Below are 14,891 nucleotides of genomic sequence, written 5' to 3'. Positions count from 1 at the left end.
TTATCAAGGTTCCTAAGAGATTACCTTCCACACACCAGCGTTTGGAGAGCCTGGCGTCTCCCCTTGTGTCCACCATTTTGCTTCATAATTCACGCCGTTATGCGTTACTTTATTTCCAGCTAAATACACTGCCGTTGCGCTCCAAGCTGGATATGTAGTCGAAGCGGACGGTGTAGTGACGTTCAACACATTGCTCGCTGCCGATACGTTGCCAGCAGCATCAAAAGCTTTCACGGTGAACGTATAAGCCGTGTTTGCCGTTAAACCCGTAACGAGGTATTCCACTGCTGATCCAGAGACAGTCGCGATCAGCGTAGTGCCGCGAAAGATTTGGTATCCTGTCACGCTGACATTATCCGTTGAAGCGTTCCACATTAAAGGTACTGTCGTGGATGTTGATCTGCCCATAACATGAAGACTGTTTGGCGCAGTAGGTGCTACTGTATCCGGTCCGCTGACAGGAAGCGTCGTAAAGGTTACGGCATTGCCAGCTGCGGAACTATTGCCAGCTGCATCAATCGCTTTTACCGTAATCGTATAAGACGTGTTGGACGTCAGGCCCGTCAAGTTAGCAACTAACGCTCCGTTTGTTGTTCCGATTTGGTTGGAGCCGTTAAAGATCCGATAGCCAGTTACGCCAATGTTGTCCGTGGAAGCGTTCCAAGCGATAGTTGCGCCTGTCGCTCCAACATTGGATACCGTTGCGCCAGTTGGAGCAGTCGGAGCTACATTATCAACGTTTCCGCCAAAATTAACATCAATGACATTATAGAAGGCATTCAAGGTATTGGAAACTTCCCAGACTGCAAGAATGACTTGATATCCGGTCCGGCTAGGAACGTTGCAAGTGTCGGAGTATGTGTTGCCAGGCATTTGACCGTTATAAGGTACACTGCAAAAAGGAGTTAAATCAAAGGAGTCACGAGTAAGCGCTGCATTAGGATTCCAGTTCTGCTTGGTGATGTAATACTTCCAGCTTGCCGTTGCGTGAGGTACTTTAATTTTCCAGTTGAAAGTGTTGGGACCTGGGCTAATATTAACCTTCGACCAACGAGTCGCAGACTGCTCGTCAAGCGGGGCGAACGCGCCGTTAGCACTTGCAATCTTGCCATCGGCTGGGCCTCCTGCTGGGAATCCCTTGTGTGCTTCCAAACTATAAGGCTCATAAATAATCAGCCCACAGTTCGTATTAACACGGTCTGCGCAAAGGCCTGCACGGCTGTTGGTCACGTTACCGTGAGCGGAAGCCTTATCCGCCAGTAAGAGGGACATTGAAAAAAGAAGCGCGAGCACGGTACCACCAGTAATGAGAAGTTTCAACTTTTTAGTACCGGATAAACATACATTAGACATCATAAATTCCTCCATTTCATTCATTTAATTGGCAAACCATAACTTGTGTAATGTTCGGATGTCGCCTCCTTAAAAAACCGAATATATATAAACTCACAAAGGAGTATATATCAAAATTCTCATATGACAAAAAGATATCGTTAGACCAGGATGATAGAGAAGAACGGTATGTTGATAGGGATACGACGTATTATTAAGTAAATGAAAGCGATATCATTAAGGATTGGAGTCTTGTCATTAGGTGTTAGATTGAGAGATGTTGTAACTAAGATGCGCTTATAGCGAACGCGACCAGTTAGCTCAGTAGATGACGGTAACGTAGGTTCCATATCATACGAAATGGGTCGCCTGCATTCAATAAGAAGTAGGTCGTGGGTGTGAAGGTATAGTTGAATAACTTAAACAATAACTATGCAATAAAATATATCACTATACGTTTTCAGTGGCAATTAGTTTTGTTATTATTGCTTATTAATTTTATAAAATCTAGTACGGATTGAATGACGGTTGTTTAGTTAATGTCGTCAAGTTCTTATCATTTTCATGTGACAAGAACTTGATGACATTTCTGTTTAGACAAGATGCTCAGAACATTACTGCGAAGACGTTGATACCGAGTATGCGTATAGCATCGCTGCCATCTCAGCACGAGTCACCTTGTTCAGAGGTCTGAATGTGTTATCCTTATATCCCTGAATGATGCCTCTATTCGTCAACTCCATAATGGCTGCTGTAGACCAGCGGTAGGGCGACACATCCTTGAATGCCTTGAAGGCCGGAGATGTTGCTTGCGGAAGGTCTGGAAGCAATCTTGCTATCATCATTGCTAGCTCTTCACGAGTGACTGCACGGTTCGGCACAAAGCTTCCGTCGGAGAAGCCTGATATCAGACCTGCTTGCTGTGCAATCCGAATGTCAGCAGCAGCCCAGTGATGGGAAGGGACGTCCCAATAAGGAGACAGTGTGCTATATCGCTGCTGCCCATGATTCGTATTTTTGACTCTAACAAGTATCGACGCCGCCTGCGCACGAGTCAAAGCTTTATTGGGCTCGAACATTTTCGGTGACGTCCCGGACATCCATCCTTTTTGTTGTGCCGAGGAAATATAGGCGGCTGCCCAATGCCCAGGTGTATCGATGAACTCGGTACCATTGAGCCAAGCTGAATAGTGGTTCCATATTTCCCTAGAGTCTTCATTCAGACTCCAATTTCCTGCACCTTTGAGATTATATTTGTTGACGAGGCTTAACTTAGCCTTAATCGACTCTTTATTATCGTACCAGACTGTATACGTTCCCGGATTGAGCTTCTTATTATGCACGGATACTAGCGGATCACCTACATCAATTGTGAATGTAGCTTTGGGAGATTGAGCCCGTTCATCATATGTGATCATGCCCCCATACTGCTTCACTAATGGTTCGACCCTGTTATGCTGGATCGCATAGCCTTTCATCGTTCCGTCAGACTTCCAATATCGGCCGAAAAATGGAATCCCCATCACGATTTTATGACTCGGGACATCCTTAAGCATGACTTGAATGGACTTCTCAACGAATGGCAGGCTAGCAATTGGCCCCGCTGGCCCGCCTTGATAGCTCTCATCATACGTCATCACCATAAGATAGTCGCTCACCTTCGCGAGCCCTGCGTAGTCATATGAACCATGCCAGCCTGTTTTCCACTCATTTGGATTGGCCGCGACAGCAACGGACACTTCCTTGTGAGCAGGTATCGCTTGCCTCAGCATTCTCACTAATGCTGTCTGCTCATCCCGCTCTTTGGGCGTAAGATTTTCAATATTGACATTGACCCCGTCCAGATCGTACTTTTCCACTGCATCCGCAACTTGCTTAACCAACGCATGCTTGTTGTGCAAGGCGCTTATTCCAACTTGACGATCCCAGTGGTTGCTAAGAAAAGGAACGACCTTCATCTTGCGTCGATGCATCTCCTTAATAAACGCAGGGTCAAGCGCAGGCGTTAATAATAGAGAACCATCCTTATTCAAGTCAAAATAACTTGGCGAGATCATATCCAAGCTTCCCTGTGTCTGATCTACTGCCTGCACAAACTTGCTAGAATCACCAAAATAAATGTATGACATCGCAAACTTGTCGGCATACACGGATAATGGAACACTCGTTAACGATAATGCGAGTACAATAAACATAACGATGCTATGTTTTATGTAGTTCTTCACTTTCATAAATCTACTACCTCCTAATCAAGTACAAAGAAGATCATGCCTCTGAAAAGGATTGGAAACAAGTTGTATTTATTGGAAGTAGATTCATATATTCACTAATTACGGAGAAGCACTACACGGCGAACCTTTCGCTCAATCCCCAATTGGCGGTTTTGTCAGCCGAATATCCTGAATCAACCGCTCCCATTTCGCTTTTCCCTCGTACAAAGCGACTTCTTTTTCCCTGACGACCAACAAAGCAGCATACGGCTTATCTCGTATGAAACGCGCTCCAATCAATTATGTATTGCTACATCAGTAAATAGTGTGTATAGTGTATATATACGGTATACGTTACATGAACAGAAGTGAGGTGAGGGAACATGAACATTATCATATCTAACGCATCGAGCGATCCGATTTACATACAGATTATGAATCAGATTAGAACGAGCATTTTGAGCGGTGAATTGCGTGCAGGTGACAGCCTTCCTTCCATAAGGCAGCTGGCCAAAGATTTGCAAGTTAGTGTGATTACAACGAAGCGTGTCTATGAAGAGTTAGAGAAAGAGAAGCTAATCGACTCTATCGTAGGTAAGGGTTGTTTCGTATCAGGAGCCAATAAAGATTTTATTCGGGAGCAGCGTATGAAACGACTTGAGGAGAAAATGATAGAAGTCATTCAAGAAAGCAAGGAATTAAGCATGAGTCAGCAAAATGTAATCGATCATCTGAATTTATTGTTCGAGGAGGAGTAGACACCATGAATGCAATAGAATTACGTAATCTAACGAAAACATACGCTCAATTTACAGTTGATAACGTATCTTTGGATGTGAAAAAAGGCTACATTACCGGGCTTATTGGCCCGAATGGCGCTGGTAAAAGCACCTTGATCAAGATGATGCTCGGCATGATCCGTCCTGACTCCGGGAGTGTAAAAATACTAGGCTACGATATGCCTAGACATGAAGTTGACATGAAGCAGCGCATCGGTATTGTGTCAGATGATTGCTTTTATTATGAACATCTAACGATTCGTGATATGAAGAAGATGATCGCGCCTTTTTATAAAAAGTGGAACGAACAGAAGTTTAACAACTATTTGGAGCAATTCGAATTGTCACCCAAGAAGAAGATTGAAGACTTATCTAAGGGGATGAAAGTCAAGTTTTCCTTGGCCGTTGCCTTATCGCATGAGGCTGAACTTCTCATCATGGATGAGCCGACTTCTGGTCTTGATCCTGTGTTTCGAAGGGAACTGCTCGATCTATTAGCAGAGATGATGCAGGACGAACGAAATACGATTGTTTTTTCGACCCATATTACAACAGATTTAGACCGAATTGCTGATTACATCACTTTTATTAATCGTGGACAACTCATATTCAATGAAGCAAAAGATGATGTACTTGATAGATACACGCTCGTAAAAGGTGACGCACAATTGCTCGATTCAGATATTCGAAATCAATTTGTCGGGATTCGCGAAACAGCTGTTGGTTTTGAGGGCTTACTAAATAATAGGGATGAGGCTGCACAATTGTTTGGCAATTATGCTGTTTTGGACAGGCCATCTTTAGAAGACATCATGTATTTCACCGCCAAAGGAGGACGCATTCATGCTTAACTTGCTTCGTAAAGACTTCATCGCATTAAAAAGCTCACTTTGGATAGTTGTTTTTTATCTCGTGGTATTCAGTGTCGCTTTTATGCCAAAAGAATTGTCGATGCACTTTGTGGGTATCTACACCGCATTTGCCTCAGTTAGTCTGGCTACGATGATAGATAGCAAAAACCATAACCATCATTTTCTGATCACGCTTCCAATTAGCCGTAAACATATTGTTCAAGCCAAATACATAATAGCCATCATATGTACATTTTTTGGTATTTTTTCTTCATACGGGATCCACTCGCTCGTTAAACTAGCAGTTCCAGAGCTTAACATGCAAGACTATTCGATCGTAGATCTACTTATACCAACTGGCATAGTGCTCGTGATAGTTTCCATTTATTTACCGCTGTTTTACACACTAAGTAAAAAAGGAACCCATATTATTAATGTTGTGTTCCTGATCATTCTAATTGTTCTGGCGCATCCAGCAGCGTATGTTATGAATAAGATAAGCGAACAAGGCTCTACTAGTGACACATTGTTATTTTTTATCCCGATCGGTATTTTACTGTTATTTATTGCTTCCTATTACTTAACTGTACATCTCTTTACTCGGAAAGATCTATAGAAGGCCATAGGGTTGTATGGTCAAAGTGAACAATAAACAATAAATTAGGAGAGCTGGTCACATGAAAGGTATGAAATGGCTGCTTTTGCTGCTTGCTGGATGGTCAACATTAGTTGGGGGTCTGTTCCTAGCTACTCTTACCGGGAATGTTGCTGAACAGTGGTTCGGCTTAGCAAGAAATTCTCGACTTTGGGTTCAAGCTGTTGTGATGAGTGGGCTGGTTGTTCCTATCATGTTGTACTTGTATCAGCATGTGTATCGGATGACTGGCCTTAAACCTAAGACACCAGAATATTCGTGGAAAAAGCTAACTCACTTTATTACTGGGGTGCTCTTGGCCCTTGCGCTGGTGTCATTTGGTTTCATAATAGCCAGGACACAAGGGTGGATAGTCATTGAGGAATGGCATGCTCCCGATCAGTGGTTGGCTGCACTGTTCGTAAATATAGTCATTGCCTTTTTATATGAAGCTTTCCCAGAGGAATTAGGATTGAGAGGAATGCTGTATGACGTCTTGCGTCATCGATTCTCCACTTGGTTATCGTTAATTCTTCAAACCTTGTTGTTTGTAGCAGTCACGACAGCAGTTGCGCTGCTTCAAGCGCTCGTTGGACTTACTCCCGGAGTCAGCATTGCCGTGCCTTATATTCTCTTCATTTTATGCTTTGGATTATGTTTGCAGTTGCTCCGGCTATGGACCAGGAATCTTTGGACAACGATTGGTTTTCACCTCGCATACTTAGAAATCACGAGGTTTGTCATCGTGCCCCATCAATATGGCGCACCGCCAATAATAACCTACCATGAATCAGAGCCCGGACTTGCTTGGTTAATCTCTGCGGGTATGATCATTGTTGGGGGCGTTATTGTATCTCTCATCATACTAGGTGCGAAGCGTTTTATGCGGAGAAGGGAAGTCATGCGAAGCGATTCGCTTTCGTAATGAATGGCACCGAGCTAAAAAATGGGCTCGATTACGGACTCACAGTCCGTAATGGTTGTTCGCCACATTTGAAGAAGGGGATGTTTCGCTGTCATTTCGCAATGACTGTTGAAATATCCCCTTTTCAAATGGATCTACAAAGTACGGAGAAGTATGGAGGCTCTAGGTATCAACCTTTTTTTGAATATTTCGACTTTTTCTTACGTTTACTAATCCATTTGTTCTCTGCAGTTCCGCCTCCGCCTACAGCATGCTGCTGTTTGGTTCCTGCACTTTCAATAGCAGAGTTCGTTCCGCTAGTACTGTATTTCCCGGCTCCGCTTGCCACCTGTGTTGCCGAAGCGTTAGCTGCACGTCTGGGAAGCTTCACGATCTGATCGTTAAGGACTACCACGATTTCTTTGAAATGACGCCGCTTTTTAGCCCATTTTTTTCCTTGTAGTAATTTGTGGTCGGCACGCTTCGACCCTTTTTTGTTCAACCACTTATTTTTGGCAGTTCCTCCGGCACCAACACTTTGCTGCTGTTTAGTATGAGGCGACTTAATAGCAGCGTTGTTACCAGCCGCACTACTGCGGCCTGAACCACTTGCGATTTGCGTTGTATTGGGGGCGTTCGTAAACTGATGGTTTACGACGAATACGAATCTTTTGATTCCATGAATCGGGGCTCTAGCGGTTAAACGCTTTTTTCCTTTTTCAATAATAATGGTAATTCGGCCTGATTTCATAACAACATGTATCCTCCCCATCGTTTTTCCTTAAGTATATGATCGGATGAAGAATCGGTAAGAGATATGTGCCAAGTAGGTTAAGGTATATTTTTTAAAATGGGCACAGGATATTCGACATGAAATCAAGCGGGGGAGATCCGTTTACGCTGCGCTTGATTTTATATTGACTAAACGTTCATTCAATAATAAACGGTGATCATCTTCTCATTACCAATTCATGGAGGGATGTTCGATGGATTTGTATTATGAAGGATTAGGGGAAGGCAAGCCGCTTGTCCTCGTGCACAGCGGTGCAGCTGATGTAAGAGATTGGGCGTATGTCGCTCCCATTTTGGCACAGCAATATCAAGTCATTGCCTTTGACGGTCGCGGATGCGGGCAATCGCCATCTCCAATAGCGCCTCCCAACTATGTTGAGGATTTGCTAAGTGTATTGGACCATCTTCAGCTTGAGCAAGCCACTATTGTTGGCCATTCGATAGGTGGGCGAATCGCAACAGAGTTTGCATTGGCCTATCCGCAACGAGTTACGAAGCTTGTACTTGTCGCTCCCGGCTTGTCCGGTTATAACCATAGTGAGGGATTTATGAGCATGATAACGGAGACACAGGCGGTCGCCCCGGATATCGATAAAATGACGGAGATATCTTTGCAAGCCTGTTTGTATCGTCTTGTTATGGCCAGCCCACAGCGGGATTTCTTCGTGCAAATGCACAAGCATAACATGGCTAAAATGTTCGAATGGGGGACTTCGGAAGCCGTATGGCCGCAGCCGCCGGCAATTGAACGGCTTGACCAGCTTACTGTTCCGACATGCTTTATTGTCGGTCAAGAAGATTCATTGGATTTGCACCAAATCGCTGAACACTTTCAAGTCGTTACAGACATCCAATTTGTCGTGATGGATGGAGTTGATCATAAGCCGACGCTGACACATCCAGAAGAGCTTAGTCGTCATATTATTGAATTTGTGGAGGGTTGAATATAACTTTGCCTCGTACCTCTAAACAAAATGAACGTATACGCTAAGCAGCTAAAGACAAGATTCATACTGCAGCGATGGTCCAGATTCGGATCGGTGAAATTGCGGAAGTTATGGGAGCGGCAACTGTGCAGAAGACGCCAGTTGAGCAGCTGCGATATATTGTGGAGGGTGCGCTTCGTAACGTATATCAGCGCCCCGAAGTCTATCGTTTTTATTTGAATTTGCAAACGCATCCGGAAGACGATGAAGTGCTTGCTGCTTATAGTAAGCTACTGAATGAGGAATCACGGAAGCAATTCGAAGTGCAGTGCCGTATTTTCGAGCAGTTAGGTGTGAACGAACCAAGAATGAGATCGCTTTCTTTCTCTTCTGCGCTCCAAGGCGCAATGTTAATGATGATGACCTTTAAGGAAGGATTCCCCGTTGAAAAAGTGCAAGAACAAATGATTCGAGATTATGGTAGTTGTGAGGTTGACTAAATAAGAGTTAGAGTCGTGTAAACCTATTAGCACTCTGAACCCCGTTATACGCGGTTCAGAGTGTCGAGAAACCCTGTCCTTTTTCAAAGGTCACAAGGTTTCTCTTTTTTTATCTACAATGTAAGTAAAAAAGAGGGATTACCCCCGTTTTTCTAAGCGATCTAGGTAGATCGCCATCTTCTTCATGTTCTGCACGGCTGCTGTCATCAGGGCTTGTTCCCTGCCGTTCTGCATCCCACGCGAACGGCAATAGCGAAACCCATGGAGCTCTTTAGTATCCGCGAAGCTTCGCTCAATCGTTCCTTTCGTTCTCAGTATAAATATTTGCCGGATCGACTTAGACGGTTTGTACATACCCACTCCTTGCTGCCTTCCCAGACATGACGAGTCACCACCTTCTGGTGGTTACGAGATCGAGTGCATTCCGCTAACAACGGGCATTTCCTACAGTATTGAGGATCAGATGCATACTGACGATATCCCTCGCAATTTGTTGTGCGGTAATAAAGCTCATATTTTGCAGAGCAAAGGTAAAGATTTCGCTCCGCATCGTAGGTAAACTACCACTTTACGAAGCAGATGATCTTGAGGAACCAATTCTTCAAATAAAACAAATTTAAAGGACTGTTGCTTCACACGATTGGAACGCAGCATATGTGAACACCTTCCTAAACTGACTTATTTCTTTATATTACATAATATTAACGCGGTGTCGTATGAAAATAAAAGAATGTAAAAATAGCTGTCGAGAAAGTAAAGTTAGTTCTTAACGGTTGCCATAGTGGCTATATCGCCAGATTTACCTCGGTTTGATTTCTAACGGTTATAGATGGGCTTATTTCTCCAATTTCATTCAAAACCTAGCTGTTTTCATCGTAATAAGCGCCATCATAACCGTTACATTTGGAATGGGTTCATATTCGCTGAAATAACAACTGTGGCGACCGTTAGGAAAGGAGGCACAGCGAATCAGCTGATCACCAATGGTTAGGGCACACGGGATCAACCGACTACCAACCGGCTACCAACCGATAAGTGTGAAGCTGCCTGCCGTTATCTCAATGAAGAGAGACCGTCCTCTTAACAAACAGAGATTTCTCGACAAGCTGAACCGCGTATAACGCGGTTACTTGTTGCGTACATACAAACCAAACGAAAAAATGATAATCTGGTGCTAAGATGAAAGGTAGAATACAGGTGGAGGTGCTGCAAAATGTTGAAACAAGCATGGTCGCAAGAGAGACTTGCGCGATTGCGGACTGCAATTGCTTCTCACGTGGAACGTGGGGCATTGCCAGGCGTCGTCTATGCGGTAAGCCGAAGAGGGGAAACTTACGTTGAAGCAATCGGAACGATGGATGTAGCGTCTGATCGTCCGATCACACGAGACGCGATATTTCGCATGGCTTCACTTACGAAGCCAGTTACGGCGGTCGCGGCGCTGATTCTCGCTGAACAGGGTCGATTGACGCTGGATGAGCCTATAGACCGCTGGCTGCCCGAGCTCTCGGAACGCAAGGTACTGCGACACCCCGACGGGCCGCTCGATGATACCGTGCCTGCCCAACGGCCGATCACAACGCGTGATTTGTTGACGCTTAAGACAGGTATCGGGCTTGTCTTGAAGCCTCCAGGCAGTACACCTATCCAACGCGCAATGGAAGAGGCAGGCATTGCACCGGGTCCTAACCTTCCCTTGCTGCCGCCTGATGAATGGATGAAGCGACTTGGCAGCTTGCCCTTAATTCATCATCCCGGCGAGGAATGGATGTATGACACGGGCATTGATATCCTTGGCATTTTGATCGCGCGAGCGTCCGCACAATCGCTTGCAACATTTATGCACGAACATATTTTCGAGCCGCTTCGTATGAAGGATACGGCGTTCGCAGTGTCAGCTGAGCAGTTGCATCGTTTGCCGGCCAGCTATGAGACGGATTGGGCAACGGGAGGTTTGGCCATTCACGACGAACCAACGAGCAGCCGTTGGCTAGCTCCGTCTGTATTCTCGTCTGGTTCTTCTGGACTCGTATCAACAGTGGACGATTATTTGGCTTTCTACAACATGCTACTTAACAAAGGGACGTTCGAGGGTGGACGTATCCTATCCCGTTCTGCGGTGGAGATGCTGGGATCAAGCCATTTGACTCCGAGTCAGAGACTAAACAATCGGCTGCTTCTGGACGACGGAGGTAGTTGGGGGATGGGAGTGGGCGTTACCGTTGAGCGTACCCGTTGGTTTGAGGCAGGTATCTTTGGCTGGAGCGGCGGTACAGGCACGAGTGCGTATATCGACCCTAAAAATGAATGGATTGGCATTTTGTTAACGCAACGTATGATGGATTCTGCCGAACCGTCTCCCATTTTTCAGGAATTCTGGACAGCGGTCAATCAGGCCATTAACGACTAAACCATGAACCGTCTCTTAGGGACGGTTTTTTCGCTTGCACATTTCTTTTTTACTTGCTTCGAGTCCGATAATAATTACAGTTGACGGCTTCTTTCCATGGTTATACAATTTCGAAAATACTCTTTATTCAACAGGGAGATTCTTTTTATTAGAAAAAAATGTAAAATAATAGAGGTGCTTATAGTGTATTAGCATGTGTATTGTCCAGCGAAAGTTCTAATTAGAGGAGGTAACACGATGTATAATCATGAAAAAAGAACAATTACTACCGACAGGTTGATGCTAAGACCATTTGAATGTTCTGATGCACAGCGTGTGTATGAGTTCTGCAATAATTATAATATTTACAAAAGTACATTGACTCTACCTTATCCTTACCCCCTTGAATGTGCATTATCATGGATTCAAACACATGAGGATCATTTTAACGATAATAAATTATATGAGTTTGCCATTTCGGATAAACGAACAAATGAGCTTTATGGAGCGATAGCACTGTCAAATAACCAAATACACAAAAATGGCGAACTTGCCTATTGGATAGGTGAGGAATATTGGGGTAAAGGATATGCCACTGAAGGAGCTAAAGCTATCATTGAGTTTGCTTTTGTCGAGAAGCATTACCACAAAGTATATGCAAGATACTTTGCTTCAAACCCTGGCTCGGGACGAGTTATGCAGAAAGTTGGCATGGTGAGAGAAGGTGTGTTATTACAGCATGTTTATAAAGAAGATAAATTTGAAGACCTTATTTATTATGGGATTGTAAACACTGGTGTATAGGCATTTTATCAACCATTTTTTATTACGTTCTAATGAAACCAAAGACCCCCAATTTTCTTCCAGAAATTACTGGACTTCTAATAGGATTGGGGGTATATTTGTGTCAAGAAATGAGAGAGAGCGTTTACTTACCAATCCTCATAAAGTGCAGTACTTGATAGGGTCATCAATGTGGGAACTTCCAGTAACACCGCTCAAAAAAAGCAGTACTGTGTTGTTTATGCTGGCAGCTAGGTAGGAGGATTATTCCATTCATATAAACAACATAAATCATATTTTTATGGAGGTATGTTGTATGAAGAGCATGTTAACAGGAAGAATGAGATCGAAGAACAAGACTTTAAGTTCCAGAAAACCATTTCTCCTATTTGTAGCCTCTCTCCTTTGCACGGCGATGATGTTACCCAGCATAGCCAGTGCAGCGTATTACAACACGTACACCACCGTCGCACCGATTGATAATGTAGGTGATATTACTTCCGCACAGGGATTTGATGTGGGATCTGTCTATGCCTATTCTATAAAAGTCAACAAAAACGATACGAAGGCAGTCATTTACCGGACCAATATGAGCACCGGAGCCACTACGCTCATGAAAAACGGGGACGGGACAAACTACACTACCCAACTCGGACACGCCAACGATATCGTGCTCAGCACAATCGACGGAACTCATTATATGTTCGTCGTTACCACGAAAGTCGGCAGTATGAGCCTCGTGAAACTGAAATATGTAGGTGACACCTATACCAAAGTGGGTAACTACACGATCAAACTCAATGGCCAAGACAAGTTAATGACGGGTGTGAAAATCACCAGCAAAGACACGAATAACATACATTTTCTTTTTAAAACGGGCATGAAACCGGAGCCCGGACAAATTTATTTCAGGGGTACACTCCCACTAAACGCAAACAGCGGAATCATTCATGTAACCGAGGCATTTAGACTAAATATTGCAGGTGCAAAAGTTAACGGCAATACCATAGCTAACATCGATTTGTATGCAAATCAGGGATTCGGTTATCATAACAACTCCATATATGTTCCGCTGACATTTGAAAATATCAGCATTGTACTCGTTTATCGTCATATATCTACTGCCTCCGGTACGATTAATGCAGATGATAATCTGTCATTCCGCATAACGTCCGAGGCATTCCCACTTTTTGAGATCGAGAGCGTTGGGATCGCCCACGGGAATAAACTTTGGTTCAACACGAATCGCAGAACAGACCCGAATACTGGTCACGACGGCGTGCACTATTTTAACGGTTTCAGCGCCTCTCAAATGTAGTTGATCGAGTTAAAAGGGCTGATCCCAACAACGCGAAAATGGCCGCCAGCACCTCAAATGAGAGGCTGGCGGCTTTTGGATTGCGCACTTATTATGAGGGGTTAATTTCTACATATTGGCGCTTGAAGAGTCGGGAGGAGTGAGGTCACCTTGTATCCACCAGTTTTTTTATTATTCACGTCGTTATGCAGTGCTTTATATCCGGCTACATACACTTTCGTTGCGCTTCGCAATGGATATGTAGCCGACTCATATGGCCAACGAAACGACTAAGAAGATAATAAGTCTTGCAACGATGTTGATCATCTGCCTAAAATAAGGAAGGAGATTCCTATTGTTGAAGCAATCGCAATTGTTTTTTACTTTCGAGACCGATTAGTCTTATTATACAGGGAATGAGTGATGGAGATGAAGAAGAAAATCGTTATAGCCGGCGGAACAGGGTTCATCGGGAAATATATCGAGAAGCAATTCCACAGGATGGGATACGACGTCATTATCATCTCTAGACAACCAAATCATTTGGCATGGGAAAATGAACAAGGAATTACAGAGGCGTTGAATAACGCCGATATGCTTATCAATTTAGCCGGCAAGTCTGTAAATTGCCGATATAATGAGCAGAATAAACAAGAGATTATTCGTTCTCGCACAAGCACGACCAATCTACTCGGTAAGATTCTCCAAACATGTCCCAATCCACCGTCCCTATGGATCAATTCTAGTACGGCGACGATTTATCGGCATGCGGAAGATCGCCCGATGACGGAAGAGGGCGGGGACATTGGAACGGGCTTTTCTGTCGATGTAGCACAGCAGTGGGAAGCAGCGTTATTTTCCTTTCAACTACCTGCTACTCGGCAAATTGCTTTGCGAATTGCGATCGTATTAGGCAAAGATGGCGGAGTAATGACGCCTTTTAAGAACTTAGCGCGCTTCGGGCTTGGCGGTGTGCAGGGATCAGGTACGCAGCGATTCAGTTGGATTCATATTGAGGATTTGTTTCAAATCATCATGTTCCTCCGAGATAATGAAGAGCTGAGTGGCGTGTTCAACTGCTCTTCACCTGATCCGGTTACGAATCGTGAATTGATGGATCAATTGCGCAAGACGATGAATGTGAAAGTGGGATTGCCCTCACCGAAGTGGCTGCTTGAGATCGGTGCGGTGTTCATTAAGACGGAGACAGAGTTAGTATTGAAAAGTCGTTGGGTAGTTCCGGAGCGGCTAGAGCGGGCAGGTTATAAGTTCAAGTACGATAAGTTGGATAAGACCCTTCATGACCTGTTGAGTTGATTTCGTATAACCCACATATACCCAATCTTATGTAAATTCCATTGTCAGATGGTAAATTATATATTATTAACATATATAGGATTCATTCCCTCATACTGCTCGCTCATGTGAAAGAACATCAGCACAGGCAATATGAAATGAAATAAGATATCGTTAATTAATAGGGGAATATCCCAA

Annotated in this window: 14 protein-coding genes and 1 pseudogene; 10 read left to right on the top strand and 5 right to left on the bottom strand. The window is 44.1% G+C overall.

Annotation, left to right across the window (positions count from 1 at the left end; translation table 11 throughout):
- Nucleotides 1-12: 12 nt before the first annotated feature.
- Together KIK04_RS22915 and KIK04_RS22910 are read right to left on the bottom strand one after the other, a co-directional pair.
- Complete coding sequence (locus KIK04_RS22915) at nt 13-1,353, bottom strand: lytic polysaccharide monooxygenase (RefSeq protein WP_232278868.1); 1,341 nt, start codon at nt 1,351-1,353, stop codon at nt 13-15.
- Nucleotides 1,354-1,946: 593 nt separating this feature from the next.
- Nucleotides 1,947-3,563, bottom strand: a complete 1,617-nt coding sequence (locus tag KIK04_RS22910) for an S-layer homology domain-containing protein (protein ID WP_232276074.1) — start codon at nt 3,561-3,563, stop codon at nt 1,947-1,949.
- A gap of 362 nt (nt 3,564-3,925) precedes the next feature.
- Between KIK04_RS22910 and KIK04_RS22905 the strand changes: the two genes are divergently transcribed.
- The 4 genes from KIK04_RS22905 to KIK04_RS22890 all read left to right on the top strand — a co-directional run bounded on the left by KIK04_RS22905 (nt 3,926) and on the right by KIK04_RS22890 (nt 6,731).
- On the top strand, nt 3,926-4,300 hold the full coding sequence (locus KIK04_RS22905; protein ID WP_232276072.1) for a GntR family transcriptional regulator: 375 nt from the start codon (nt 3,926-3,928) through the stop codon (nt 4,298-4,300).
- A 5-nt stretch (nt 4,301-4,305) separates the two neighbouring features.
- A complete protein-coding gene (locus tag KIK04_RS22900; RefSeq protein ID WP_232276071.1) occupies nt 4,306-5,172 on the top strand; it encodes an ABC transporter ATP-binding protein in 867 nt (288 codons plus the stop codon).
- The gene (locus KIK04_RS22895) at nt 5,165-5,788 is read left to right on the top strand and encodes an ABC-2 transporter permease (RefSeq protein WP_232276069.1); all 624 of its coding nucleotides are present in this window, start codon (nt 5,165-5,167) and stop codon (nt 5,786-5,788) included. Before KIK04_RS22900 ends, KIK04_RS22895 begins: the two co-directional genes overlap by 8 nt.
- Before the next feature lie 61 nt (nt 5,789-5,849).
- On the top strand, nt 5,850-6,731 hold the full coding sequence (locus KIK04_RS22890) for a CPBP family intramembrane glutamic endopeptidase (RefSeq protein ID WP_232276068.1): 882 nt from the start codon (nt 5,850-5,852) through the stop codon (nt 6,729-6,731).
- Nucleotides 6,732-6,900: 169 nt separating this feature from the next.
- Here the strand turns inward: KIK04_RS22890 and KIK04_RS22885 are convergent, their stop codons facing one another.
- Nucleotides 6,901-7,461 carry a hypothetical protein gene (locus KIK04_RS22885; RefSeq protein WP_232276067.1) on the bottom strand — a complete coding sequence of 187 codons (561 nt, stop codon included), beginning with the start codon at nt 7,459-7,461 and terminating at the stop codon, nt 6,901-6,903.
- A gap of 235 nt (nt 7,462-7,696) precedes the next feature.
- Here KIK04_RS22885 and KIK04_RS22880 point away from each other — a divergent pair, with 235 nt between their 5' ends.
- Nucleotides 7,697-8,446 carry an alpha/beta fold hydrolase gene (locus KIK04_RS22880; RefSeq protein WP_232276066.1) on the top strand — a complete coding sequence of 250 codons (750 nt, stop codon included), beginning with the start codon at nt 7,697-7,699 and terminating at the stop codon, nt 8,444-8,446.
- A 77-nt stretch (nt 8,447-8,523) separates the two neighbouring features.
- Nucleotides 8,524-8,928, top strand: coding sequence for a TetR/AcrR family transcriptional regulator (locus tag KIK04_RS22875; RefSeq protein WP_442951120.1), 405 nt, complete (start codon nt 8,524-8,526; stop codon nt 8,926-8,928).
- A gap of 138 nt (nt 8,929-9,066) precedes the next feature.
- Here KIK04_RS22875 and KIK04_RS22870 read toward each other — a convergent pair.
- Nucleotides 9,067-9,488 (bottom strand): annotated as a pseudogene (locus KIK04_RS22870) (transposase); the annotation flags it as partial.
- A gap of 653 nt (nt 9,489-10,141) precedes the next feature.
- Here KIK04_RS22870 and KIK04_RS22865 point away from each other — a divergent pair.
- The 3 genes from KIK04_RS22865 to KIK04_RS22855 all read left to right on the top strand — a co-directional run bounded on the left by KIK04_RS22865 (nt 10,142) and on the right by KIK04_RS22855 (nt 13,418).
- Complete coding sequence (locus KIK04_RS22865) at nt 10,142-11,338, top strand: serine hydrolase domain-containing protein (protein ID WP_232276064.1); 1,197 nt, start codon at nt 10,142-10,144, stop codon at nt 11,336-11,338.
- Between the two features lie 237 nt (nt 11,339-11,575).
- Nucleotides 11,576-12,121: a GNAT family N-acetyltransferase gene (locus KIK04_RS22860; RefSeq protein WP_232276062.1), complete on the top strand. Its 546-nt coding sequence runs from the start codon at nt 11,576-11,578 to the stop codon at nt 12,119-12,121.
- A 295-nt stretch (nt 12,122-12,416) separates the two neighbouring features.
- Complete coding sequence (locus KIK04_RS22855; RefSeq protein ID WP_232276061.1) at nt 12,417-13,418, top strand: hypothetical protein; 1,002 nt, start codon at nt 12,417-12,419, stop codon at nt 13,416-13,418.
- Here KIK04_RS22855 and KIK04_RS24505 read toward each other — a convergent pair.
- Nucleotides 13,399-13,506, bottom strand: coding sequence for a PGF-CTERM sorting domain-containing protein (locus tag KIK04_RS24505; protein ID WP_442951119.1), 108 nt, complete (start codon nt 13,504-13,506; stop codon nt 13,399-13,401). The two genes, KIK04_RS22855 and KIK04_RS24505, sit on opposite strands and share 20 nt — an antisense overlap.
- A gap of 320 nt (nt 13,507-13,826) precedes the next feature.
- Here KIK04_RS24505 and KIK04_RS22850 point away from each other — a divergent pair, with 320 nt between their 5' ends.
- Nucleotides 13,827-14,714 carry a TIGR01777 family oxidoreductase gene (locus KIK04_RS22850; RefSeq protein ID WP_232276059.1) on the top strand — a complete coding sequence of 296 codons (888 nt, stop codon included), beginning with the start codon at nt 13,827-13,829 and terminating at the stop codon, nt 14,712-14,714.
- The last annotated feature ends 177 nt before the right edge of the window (nt 14,715-14,891 follow it).

This window comes from Paenibacillus sp. 481, assembly GCF_021223605.1.
In the GTDB taxonomy this organism is placed as follows: Bacteria; Bacillota; Bacilli; order Paenibacillales; family Paenibacillaceae; genus Paenibacillus_B.
The sequence above is the reverse complement of the archived record's forward strand: the minus strand, read 5'-3'. Positions and strand labels throughout refer to the sequence as shown.

What these genes read in the sequence shown, in the direction of transcription:
- KIK04_RS22915 (WP_232278868.1), bottom strand. Translation starts at nt 1,353, where the DNA reads ATGTCTAATGTATGTTTATCCGGTACTAAAAAGTTGAAACTTCTCATT.
- KIK04_RS22860 (WP_232276062.1), top strand. Translation starts at nt 11,576, where the DNA reads ATGTATAATCATGAAAAAAGAACAATTACTACCGACAGGTTGATGCTA.
- KIK04_RS22875 (WP_442951120.1), top strand. Translation starts at nt 8,524, where the DNA reads ATGGTCCAGATTCGGATCGGTGAAATTGCGGAAGTTATGGGAGCGGCA.
- KIK04_RS22895 (WP_232276069.1), top strand. Translation starts at nt 5,165, where the DNA reads ATGCTTAACTTGCTTCGTAAAGACTTCATCGCATTAAAAAGCTCACTT.
- KIK04_RS22890 (WP_232276068.1), top strand. Translation starts at nt 5,850, where the DNA reads ATGAAAGGTATGAAATGGCTGCTTTTGCTGCTTGCTGGATGGTCAACA.
- KIK04_RS22885 (WP_232276067.1), bottom strand. Translation starts at nt 7,461, where the DNA reads ATGAAATCAGGCCGAATTACCATTATTATTGAAAAAGGAAAAAAGCGT.
- KIK04_RS22880 (WP_232276066.1), top strand. Translation starts at nt 7,697, where the DNA reads ATGGATTTGTATTATGAAGGATTAGGGGAAGGCAAGCCGCTTGTCCTC.
- KIK04_RS22910 (WP_232276074.1), bottom strand. Translation starts at nt 3,563, where the DNA reads ATGAAAGTGAAGAACTACATAAAACATAGCATCGTTATGTTTATTGTA.
- KIK04_RS22905 (WP_232276072.1), top strand. Translation starts at nt 3,926, where the DNA reads ATGAACATTATCATATCTAACGCATCGAGCGATCCGATTTACATACAG.
- KIK04_RS22850 (WP_232276059.1), top strand. Translation starts at nt 13,827, where the DNA reads ATGAAGAAGAAAATCGTTATAGCCGGCGGAACAGGGTTCATCGGGAAA.
- KIK04_RS22865 (WP_232276064.1), top strand. Translation starts at nt 10,142, where the DNA reads ATGTTGAAACAAGCATGGTCGCAAGAGAGACTTGCGCGATTGCGGACT.
- KIK04_RS22855 (WP_232276061.1), top strand. Translation starts at nt 12,417, where the DNA reads ATGAAGAGCATGTTAACAGGAAGAATGAGATCGAAGAACAAGACTTTA.
- KIK04_RS22900 (WP_232276071.1), top strand. Translation starts at nt 4,306, where the DNA reads ATGAATGCAATAGAATTACGTAATCTAACGAAAACATACGCTCAATTT.